Annotated in this window: 7 protein-coding genes; 2 read left to right on the forward strand and 5 right to left on the reverse strand. The window is 61.7% G+C overall.

What is annotated here, in order from left to right:
- Positions 1–89 precede the first annotated feature (89 nt).
- A complete protein-coding gene (cls, locus tag QNH97_RS28730; protein ID WP_283554930.1) occupies positions 90–1,529 on the forward strand; it encodes a cardiolipin synthase in 1,440 nt (479 codons plus the stop codon).
- Here cls and cfaB read toward each other — a convergent pair.
- From cfaB to hflK (QNH97_RS28755), 5 genes are all read right to left on the reverse strand, one after another.
- Entirely contained in the window at positions 1,526–2,713 is a 1,188-nt protein-coding gene (gene cfaB / locus QNH97_RS28735) for a C17 cyclopropane fatty acid synthase CfaB (RefSeq protein ID WP_283554931.1), read from the reverse strand. The two genes, cls and cfaB, sit on opposite strands and share 4 nt — an antisense overlap.
- A gap of 183 nt (positions 2,714–2,896) precedes the next feature.
- Positions 2,897–4,813 (reverse strand): heavy metal translocating P-type ATPase, encoded by a 1,917-nt coding sequence (locus QNH97_RS28740; protein WP_283554932.1) that lies wholly within the window; start codon positions 4,811–4,813, stop codon positions 2,897–2,899.
- Positions 4,810–5,862, reverse strand: coding sequence for a protease modulator HflK (hflK, locus tag QNH97_RS28745; RefSeq protein ID WP_283554933.1), 1,053 nt, complete (start codon positions 5,860–5,862; stop codon positions 4,810–4,812). Before hflK (QNH97_RS28745) ends, QNH97_RS28740 begins: the two co-directional genes overlap by 4 nt.
- The gene (gene hflC, locus QNH97_RS28750) at positions 5,859–6,899 is read right to left on the reverse strand and encodes a protease modulator HflC (RefSeq protein WP_283554934.1); all 1,041 of its coding nucleotides are present in this window, start codon (positions 6,897–6,899) and stop codon (positions 5,859–5,861) included. Before hflC ends, hflK (QNH97_RS28745) begins: the two co-directional genes overlap by 4 nt.
- Entirely contained in the window at positions 6,896–8,857 is a 1,962-nt protein-coding gene (hflK, locus tag QNH97_RS28755; protein ID WP_283554935.1) for a protease modulator HflK, read from the reverse strand. The genes hflC and hflK (QNH97_RS28755) overlap by 4 nt, the downstream gene beginning before the upstream one ends.
- 222 nt (positions 8,858–9,079) lie before the next feature.
- Between hflK (QNH97_RS28755) and lpdA the strand changes: the two genes are divergently transcribed.
- A complete protein-coding gene (gene lpdA / locus QNH97_RS28760; protein ID WP_283554936.1) occupies positions 9,080–10,480 on the forward strand; it encodes a dihydrolipoyl dehydrogenase in 1,401 nt (466 codons plus the stop codon).
- Positions 10,481–10,502 lie beyond the last annotated feature (22 nt).

The following is a 10,502-nucleotide window of genomic DNA, read 5'->3' on the forward strand; positions in this document are numbered from 1 at the left end:
TTCAGGCCCGGGATGAGTGAATTAAATAGCGACATCCGCCCTGGAACATGGTCTGTTAAGCATTGAAGTTTCAGGAGTTAGGCTGCCCCATGGATTTTTTTGGCCCGCATGTTTTCGGTTACCTGATCGCGCTACTCCACACCCTGGGTTCGATCGCCGCTGTCCACGCGGTACTGACAGTGCGCACAGCCCAAGGCTCCATCGCGTGGGCCCTGTCGTTGGTGTTCATTCCCTACCTGACGTTGATTCCCTATTTGGTGTTCGGGCGCAGCACCTTCGATGGCTACATCAAGGCGCGTCGGCAAGCCAACGAAGAGATGCGCAAGGCGATTTCCGAGCTCAACTGGCGGCCATGGGTCGAAGAAGCCCTGACCGCCCGCGCTTCCCAGGCCTACGCCTCGTTACGGGCCATGCCAAAACTGGGGCGCACGCCCTGCCTGGCGAACAATCAGGTGCGATTGCTGGTCAACGGCCATGCCACGTTCGAGGCAATTTTCCAGGCCATCGCCGACGCGCGAGAAGCCGTGCTGGTTCAATTTTTTATCATCCATGACGATCGACTTGGCCAACGCCTGCAAACACTGCTCCTGAAGAAAGCCGCCGAAGGTGTGGCGGTGTATCTACTGTATGACCGCATTGGCAGCCACTCCCTGCCCCACCGCTACGTCCAGGCCTTGCGCGACGGCGGTGTCCACGTGAAAGCCTTCGCTACCCGTAGCGGCTGGCTCAACCGGTTCCAGGTCAATTTTCGCAACCACCGCAAGATCGTCGTGGTGGACGGTGTCCTGGGCTTCGTCGGCGGACACAACGTGGGCGACGAATACATGGGCGAAAAACCGCCCTTGGCACCCTGGCGCGACACCCATGTCGAAGTCAGCGGGCCGGTGGTGGGGAGCATGCAAGAGTCGTTTGCCGAAGACTGGTTCTGGGCGGCCCGTTCGTTGCCGCCACTGATCCTGCCAGACTCTTACCCGGACGACGGTGTGCTCTGCCAGTTGCTGGCCAGCGGTCCGGCCGACGCCTATGAAACCTGCTCACTGTTTTTTGTCGAGGCCATTCACGCGGCCAGCGAACGAGTCTGGATCACAACGCCCTACTTCATTCCTGACGAAGCGGTGTTCGCCGCGTTGCGCCTGGCGGTGCTGCGTGGGGTAGACGTGCGCATCCTGCTGCCCTCACGACCGGACCACAAGGTCGTCTATGCGGCTTCCAGCCTGTATGCGTTTGAAGCGGTGCGCGCCGGTGTGCGGGTGTTCCGTTATAAGCCGGGTTTCCTGCATCAGAAAGTGGTGCTGATTGACCGCGAAATCAGCGCCATCGGCAGTGCGAACCTGGACAACCGTTCATTCCGATTGAATTTCGAAGTGATGCTGCTGACCGTGGATATCCCGTTCGCCAGCGAGGTCGAGCAGATGCTCGAGCAGGACTTCGCCCAAGCCCAGGAAATCGACAAACAGGAAAGCCGGGATACCCATCGCCTGCAAAAGATTGGCATGCGGATCGCCCGGCTTATCTCCCCGATTCTTTAAGGGGTGTAGATGTCGTCACGGGTCCAGGGCAGCTCATGGCTGCCATCCGCGTGGGCCTTTACCGCCAGGATCTGGTGCAGATTGATCCAGCCCTTGGCAAATGCATAGGCGCAGCCGGCCAAGTACAGACGCCAGATCCTTAGCGCCTGCTCCGGCACTTCCTTCGCGGCGGCCTCAAGGTTGTCCTCCAAACGCTCACTCCAATGATCCAGCGTGCGTGCGTAGTGCATGCGCAGGCTTTCCACGTCGACAATCTCCAGCCCCGCTTCGCTGATGTGGGCGGAGATCATCGACAAGTGCGGCAGCTCGCCGTTGGGGAACACGTACTTCTCGATGAACTCCCCCGCGCCGCGACCGACCGGACGACCATCGGTGTGCTTGGCGGTGATGCCGTGGTTCATCACCAGCCCACCCTCGCGCACAGCCCCGAACAGGGTCTTGCAGTACTGTTCGAGGTTGGCGTGGCCGACGTGCTCGAACATTCCGACGCTGACCACCTTATCGAAGCGGCCATCCTGAGGCAGGTCACGGTAGTCCAGCAGCTGCAACTCCACTTGATCTTCCAAGCCTTCCGCCTGGACTCGCTCCCGGGCCAACGCCAATTGCGCTTTACTTAGGGTAATACCAAACACCTTGGCGCCGAATTCCCGTGCCGCATAACGCGCCAGACCGCCCCAACCGCAGCCGACATCCAGCAGGTATTCACCGGGTTCCAGGCGCAGTTTGCGGCACAAGTGGCGGAATTTGGCTTGCTGGGCCTGCTCGAGAGATTCACTGCCCGTCTCGAAATAGGCGCAGGAATAGGCCATGTCGCTGTCGAGCCACAACTGATAGAACGTGTTGGAAAGGTCGTAGTGATAGGAAATCGCCTTGGCGTCGGTTTCCTTGTCGTGGATCGAACGCACCGGCAGGTTATCGGCGTTTTCCTCAAGCAGCGCCTGGCTCCATTCATCGCAGACACGAATGACTTCGTGAATCGAACCTTCAAGCTCAAGTTTGCCTTCTACAAACGCCGCCCCCAGGGCATCCAGGCTGGGATGGGTGAATTGCGCGACCATTTGTGGGTCCTTGACCACGATCGTGACGCTGGGATCGGCACCCAGCGTGAATTCATGGCCATCCCAGAGCCGCAGCCGAAGCGGTAAATGCAGATTCTGTAAGGCCGGTGGAAGTTGCGTGAGCATGAGATATCCCCCTTGTTTCAGACGTCTGAAAATAAGGTAGACCATCGTAGAAAAATAGCAGGCTATCGAATACATAGCCTTCTTCTATCGCTATCCCAACTTCACTCCTTGCATGGGGTGGTCACCGGCGTGGTATGCCCTCTCCAATAGCAGACTGTCAGTGCGGCGCACAGTTCGCAGGGGCTATCCAACGGCTTCCTTCTCTTGGATTTTCAGCAACGGCTCCTGAAAGCGCAGCAATCGTCCGGCATTGCCTAATACTAGCAGTGTGCTCAAATTGTGCAGCAGCGCCGCGATCATTGCTCCTGCCGCACCGAGCCAGCCGAATGCCGCGAAGGCAACGATTGCCAGCGTCCACCCCAGGCCGATGATCACGTTGACTTGCAGTGTGCGTCGGCAGTGGCGGCTAAGCCTCACGCACGTGCCGAGACGCCGCAGGTCGCTGCCGATCAGCACGACGTCCGCCGATGCGAGAGCAATGTCCGCACCGCCCGCGCCCATCGCGACGCCCACTACTCCAGCCTTGAGCGCCAGGGAATCGTTGATCCCATCGCCCACCACCATGGGCCGGAAACCGTGATCGATTTCGGCCATGACCCGCTTGAGTTTGTCTTCCGGCAACGCCTGGGCCTGTACATCGCCGATACCGATATCCCGCGCCAGGGTGTTGGCCACACTCTGGCGGTCACCCGTCAGCAAAAGCTGACGCCCAAGCCCCAACTCCCGCAGTTCAGCCATGGCAGCCCGCGCTTCCGGCTTGACGCTGTCAGCCAGCAGCAGCCAGGCGAGGAATTGCCCGTCCAGGGCCAGGCCGGCAATCGGGCCGTCGTGGTTGGGAACCGCTGAAGTCTCGATGCCCAACTGAGTAAACAACTCCGGCCGACCAAGGGCCGCCTCGCCTTGTGCGGTCATCGCCACCACACCCAGACCTTGACGCTCATGGATATCAGTCAATGGCAGACAATGCTCCTGCTCCACCAACCCCGCCAACGCCCGGCTGACCGGATGACTGCTGGCCGAGCCGAGACTGGCTGCCAATGCCCGTAAAAGGGCATGGTCATCGTGCGCAGTTTCGATGGATTGCAGGCGCAGGGCGCCGTACGTCAGCGTGCCCGTCTTGTCGACGACCAACGACGTCAGGTCCGCCAGTTCTTCCAGGAAGGCCGAGCTGCGGATCAGAATCCCGTGGCGCGCCGCCACTGCAATCCCGGCAATGGCCGTCGCCGGCGCTGACAGCACCAACGCGCACGGACACGCCGCCACCAACACCGCCAGCATCGCTTGGGAATCGTTAGTGACAAACCAGGTCACCGCTGCCAGCAATAACACCAGCACCAGATAACTGCCGGCATAGCGTTCCAGCAATCGAGTGATGGGCGGCTTGGAGCGCTCGGCGTTTTGCATCAGGGCAATGACTTTGCCCAAGGTTGACTCGTTGCCGGTGCGAGTCACTTCCAAGCGCAGCAACCCATCGAGGTTGATCGCCCCACCAAAGACTTCGGTACCGACCACGGCCTCCAAGGGCACCGACTCACCCGTGATCGGCGCCGTATCGAGACTGGCCTGGCCGGACAACACACGACCATCGGCCGGCACCCGGTCCCCGGCGCGCACCTCCACCACATCACCGGGTTGCAACGTGCCATTATCGACCTCAAGGATCGAACCATCGGCCTGCACCTTGCGGCCTTGACTGCGGGTCAATTGCCCAAGGGCGTGGATCGCTTCCTGGGAACCGATGACGCTGCGCTCTTCCAGTACATGGCCGAAGATCATGATGATCGGCAGCAACGCGGCCGTCAGCAGGTCGCCGGTGGCCCAGGCACCAAGCATCGCCAGGGCAATCAGCTGATCGGTGATCCCGTGCAAGCTCGGATAGCGCAGACTGTACCAGGCCGAACGCATCACCGGGATCGCCACCAACAGCGAGGCAAACCCCAACAACAGTTGACTGACACCACTCTGTTCCGGCGACCAACCGCGCCACACCAGGCCCAGAATGAGCAGACCCAGAGCGAGCATCGCCAAGGTCAATTGACGGGCCGCGGCACGTTGTTCGGCGCTAGACAACATCGGCGCGGCACCGGTTTGAGCGGTCATTGTTCGGCTCCCTGAATGATCAGGCGGGAATCGTCTTTCGGATCGACCGTCGTCACTGAGCCGGCGCGCCGAAGGATAGCGGGCATGCGCTCGCGATAAAGGCGCAGCAGCATTTGCGGATCGGTGCCTTGAGCCTTCGCCAGGCCGAGCACCGTGGCAGTGTCGGCCGACGCCTTGGCGAGCCGTTCGCTGGCCTGGGCATGGGCGACTTGCACGGCGCGGTCGGCGTCCTGGCGGGCTGTCTGGGTCAGTTTTTCGGCTTCGGTTCGTGCGTTGGCGACGGCTTTGTCCGCCTGTTGACTGGCCGTCAGTACCGCATTGAATGCACTCACCGCCGGCCCTGGCAGGCTCGACTGCACGTCGACCCGAACCACTTCAATACCCAGCCCCTGCCCTGTTGCAGCAAGATCGGCCAGACGTCGGTTGATACCTTGCACCAGGTCGCCGCGCAGGCGCTCACGGCGTTCGGCGGCTTGGTTGTCACTGCCCATCAGTTCGGGACGAGCCACCAGGATGGTGTCCAGATCCCGTGCGGCGGTAAGGGCCACGGCACTGCGGGTCGCCAATCGATCCAGTGCCGGCAGTACATGTTCGTCCTGCAAAACAAAAGCGTAGGGGTCGATGACTTTGTAGAACAGCCGTACATCCAGTTGCACAACGCCCGCGTCACCGGTCAATAAATAACCGGAACCGGCCAAGGCATCGCTGACCGGCGTAGCGAAACTGGCGACGCGATCAGCCTGCAAAGCGGGATCCGAGCGCAGCAGGTTTTCTACCCGTCGCTCCAGAACTCGATCTGCCGCAGGCAGTAGAATCACTTGTTCCACAGGACGAGGCCATGCCAATAAAAGGCCCGCATCCTGGATTCGATCCAAGGCACCGAAGTGCAGCACCACCGCGCGGCTCTGCGGGTCGATCTGCCGTACATTGGAAAAAGCCCAGGCCAACGCCGCCAACACCGTGATCGCGTAAAGCGCCAAAAAGGCCAAGCGCCCTGCCTGGATCCACGGGCTGGACAACTCATTTGTTCCACGTGGAACCAAACTCATGGTTGTGTTCCACCTTTGGGTTCCACGGCGGGAGGCCCCTCTACCAACACCCGGAATGGCGCGGCGTCGGTGCGCAAAATAAGCTTGGATCCCGGGCTGACGATAGTGCCTAAGGTATCCAGCGAGCGAAGCAGGTTGTAGAGCTGCGGCGAGCCGGCGTATGCCCGGCCATAAATCTCAGCAGCTTGCACTCGGGACTGCGCCTCGATGTCAGCAGCTTTGACCGTGGCATCGGCCTGCACGATTCGCGCATCCCGCTCCGCAGCGGAACGTATCTGCGCCGCTTCGCGCTTGCCGATGGCCGTGCGTTCGGTGGCGATGGTTTCGCGCTCGGCGCGCATACGATCCACCGTCGCGGTCAGGGTCACCGAAGGCAAGGTCAGGCGCTCAATACCGACTTGCAGCACTCGCACGCCGTAGGTGGTCAGCAGCTGTTGATCGATCTGCTGACGCAGCTGCGCTTCGAAATCGGCAATGCGTACCTGGCTGGCATCGGTGTTGACCAGGTTCGCCAAGTCAAAACTGGCCGCCGTGGTTTCCAGCGCCGACCCGACGAAGGTGCGGATCTGCCGGGCAGCCTCGTCCGGCTGGTTCTGTACCGCGCGCATGAAACGCTGCACGTTGTCTGGATCACCCTGGACCTGCCACGCCACGTACGCCTGGACGATGATCCGCAGCCCGTCGCGCGTGCCGACGTCCTGCAAACCGCTGGATGTTGTGCGCAATCGCAAGTCCACTGGAATGGCCGCTTCGAACGGTGCCGGCCAGCGCCAGCCCAACCCCGGTTGCAGCAGCACCCGTGCTGGATTGCCGAAACGCGTGATCACCGTAGCCTCCCCCGAACGCACTTGCACGAGGCTGGCGGCCGCGACGGCAAATCCCACCAGCAGCGCCGCCCAGCCCATCCGCCGCCAGGGAAACGGGCCGGCTTGATGCGGATCGCCGTGATGGTGGTGGTGATGCCCATGGTGATGACCGGCATGGCCGTGATCGTGACCGACGTGGTCGTGGTGATCGTGTGAAGAAGACTGGCTCAATGGGCAGCTCCTGGCTGGACAGGGTTACGCGGCGAGGCAGGGTCTGCCGGCAGCGTGAAGGTACGAAGGTCAATGGTCGGCGCGTTGCCGCTGCCACCCAGGCGATGATCAAGAATCAGCAACCTGGCATTGCCAAGGCCCTGGCTCAGTTGGCTGAGGTATTGCTCCAACACAAACGCATGGCCGGCCGTTGCGTAGGCTTTGCGTTCAGCGGTGAAGCGCAAGTCGGCGGCCTGGGCAGTCGCGTTTATTTCCCGGGCGGTGGCTTGGGCCTGGTCATGGGCAATGCTGGCTTGCAGTTGCGCCTGGTTGCTCTGCTCCGCCGCCGCGCCGCGTTCCCGGGCGATGAGCGCCTGCGCACCGATCTGCGCCGCTTGCACACCGTGATAGGCATTGGCCGCGCCGGCCGGCGGATGAATCGCTTCGACCACCGTCGCCAGAATTTCCACGCCGCTGTCGAGCGACTGCAAGTCGGCCTGCACGGCACGACCAATTTCATCGGCCAGGCTGACACGGTCCACGCCCAGCAAACCATCCAGCGTACGCGAGGCGAACTCATGCACCAGGATGCGGCTGGCAGTGCTGCGGATCAGCGTCGGTACATCGGCGCTGTTATAGGTCGCCGCCAACGCTGCGGCGTCACTCAAGCCGATGCGATAAACGAAGCGCACGTCCATGTTGACGATCTCGAAGCTCTGCTGATCTGCACGACGGCTGGCTATGACTTGGGACTTGTCGTTCACATGGCTGGCGTCCCACAAGCGATTGGCAGCATCCGGGGCTGGCCCCTCAGCCGGGTCGGCGGCCGCGGGCGGCCGTTTATCGCCGACGTTGGTGGCCAGCTCATGCACAACGCCATTTTCGACGCTCAGCACCCTGCCCAACGGCCAAGGCAATCCAACCTGCAAGCCGGGGCCGAACACCTCCACCGGCTTACCAAAACGCTCATAAATGCCGCGCCCTTGCAGCGGCACTTCATGCACGCCCGTTAACAACCACCCCACCAGCGCGACCAGAGCCAGCACCGGCAAAAAGGCTCGACGCATGTAACTGAAGGCCCAGATTTGCCGCAGGTCGATGCCGAAGCGGTTGTGCAGCTCGTGTTGCAAGGCCATTAGCGGTCGAGGCGGCCAGCGCAGCAGATCGGCGATCACACTGTGACCCAACAGGGTCGGCTCCAAGGAATCCCGGCGGGGGCTGAATAACGACAGCACTGCACGCAGCAGCAACTCCGCTGCCACCAGCCCCGGCAACACACCCATCAGCACCGCCAATCGCACCGGCCAGATGGACGTTTCCGTGGCGAACAACAAGCACAAGGCACCGAGCACCAGGACAATGATCGCTACCCGCGTCAATTGCGCCAGCGACGCTGCTTCCGGCCACTCCACCGCTGGCTGCTGGGCCAATTGGCGTTCGAATACCAGTAGTCCAAACGCTAACAACAATGAAAGTACCGCACCTACGCTGGCAGAAACGCCGAGCGCGGCAGCAGGCAATGCCAGATTCCAGGTTTGCTCCAGACTCAGCAATATCAACGCGGACCCACCGGCCAGCCACAAAGTAGGGGCACCGATTTGCCTCAACAGGCCGACCCAGCGCGCACTGATTCGCTCGAGCAAGCGCTCATACCAGCCCAAGTTATCAACAGGCTCTTCGTCGATCGTGGAGATATCCACAGCCGGCCCCAACGCCCTGCCCCGCCACTGCGTCACCCACCAGGCCGATTGCAAACCCGTCGCCAGCACCAGCAGACCCGCGCTCTGGCCCACCAGCAGCGCCGGCCACAGCGATTGCGGTGAAAACAGTCCGACAAAGAACGCCAGCACCCATCCCGCGCCTGCCAGGCTGACCAGCCCGAAAGCAATCCGCTTCAAACGACGTCCTTGAAACGGCGCCTGCTGAAAGCGCGGCCATTCGGCAACCTGTGCCCCCTCGACATCAAGATCGACTTGCATACCACTCCAGCGTCGCTGACGGATCAAAGTCCGGGGCAATGGACAGACGCCACCGCCGCTCCGTTATATGTCGTTACCTTATAACCATTGCTGTGAAATTTCCGTTTTGAATTCTTCATCACAAGGCTCCTGTGAGCCCCTTGACTTAAGCCTTGACCGAATTCTCTGGAAACGCTCATATTACGTACATAATTTTTTATCAGGCCAAGCGGGAGAACGGCGATGAGCAACTACGACGTGGTCATTCTGGGCGGCGGGCCCGGCGGGTATAACGCGGCGATTCGTGCCGGACAATTGGGGTTGAAAGCCGCCTGTGTCGAAGGCCGCGCCACCCTCGGCGGCACCTGCCTGAACGTCGGCTGCATGCCCTCCAAAGCCCTGCTCCATGCCTCGGAACTCTATGAAGCCGCCACCGGCCCGGAATTCGCCAACCTGGGTATCGACGTCAAACCCACCCTCAACCTTGCGCAGATGATGAAACAGAAAGAGGAAAGCGTGACGGGCCTGACCAAGGGCATCGAGTTCCTGTTTCGCAAGAACAAGGTCGACTGGATCAAAGGCTGGGGCCACATCGACGGGCCCGGCAAGGTGACCGTCACCGACGAACATGGCGGCAAGACCGAGCTCAGCGCCAAGGACATCGTCATCGCCACGGGCTCCGAGCCCACGCCGCTGCCAGGGGTGGACATCGATCACCAGCGCATCCTGGACTCCACTGGCGCGTTGTCCTTGAGTGAAGTGCCCCGGCATCTCGTGGTAATCGGCGCCGGCGTCATCGGCCTTGAGCTGGGTTCGGTCTGGCGGCGCCTGGGCGCTCAGGTGACGGTGGTGGAATACCTTGATCGCATCTGCCCCGGCGTGGATGGCGAGGCGGGCAAAGCGTTGCAGCGAGCCCTGGGCAAACAGGGCATCGCGTTCAAGCTGAGCTCCAAAGTCACTGGCGCCGTTTCCTCGGCGAGCGGCGTGCAGCTGCAGGTTGAACCTGCGACGGGCGGCGAAGCGCAGACCCTGGATGCCGATTATGTGCTGGTCGCCATCGGTCGTCGGCCTTATACCCAAGGGCTGGGTCTGGAGAACGTCGGGCTGAGCACCGACAAACGCGGCATGCTCGCCAACCAGCATCACCGCACCGAAGCACCCGGGGTTTGGGTGATCGGCGACGTAACCTCTGGACCCATGCTCGCCCACAAGGCCGAAGACGAGGCCATGGCCTGCATCGAACAGATCGTCGGCAAGGCTGCCGAGGTCAACTACGGGCTGATCCCCAGCGTCATCTACACCCGCCCGGAACTGGCCAGCGTCGGCATGACCGAGGAACAACTCAAGGCTGAAGGCCGCGCCTACAAGGTCGGGAAGTTTCCGTTCACAGCCAACAGCCGGGCGAAGATCAACCACGAGACCGAGGGTTTCGCCAAAGTCCTGGCCGATGAACGTACTGACGAAATCCTCGGGGTGCACCTGGTCGGTCCGAGCGTCAGCGAAATGATCGGCGAATACTGCGTGGCCATGGAATTCAGCGCGTCGGCCGAAGACATCGCCCTCACCTGCCATCCACACCCGACGCGCTCGGAAGCGTTGCGCCAGGCAGCCATGGGTGTAGAGGGGATGGCGACGCAGATGTAACAACGTACAGCTGACCCCGTGG

This window comes from Pseudomonas sp. G2-4 (assembly GCF_030064125.1).
In the GTDB taxonomy this organism is placed as follows: domain Bacteria; phylum Pseudomonadota; class Gammaproteobacteria; order Pseudomonadales; family Pseudomonadaceae; genus Aquipseudomonas.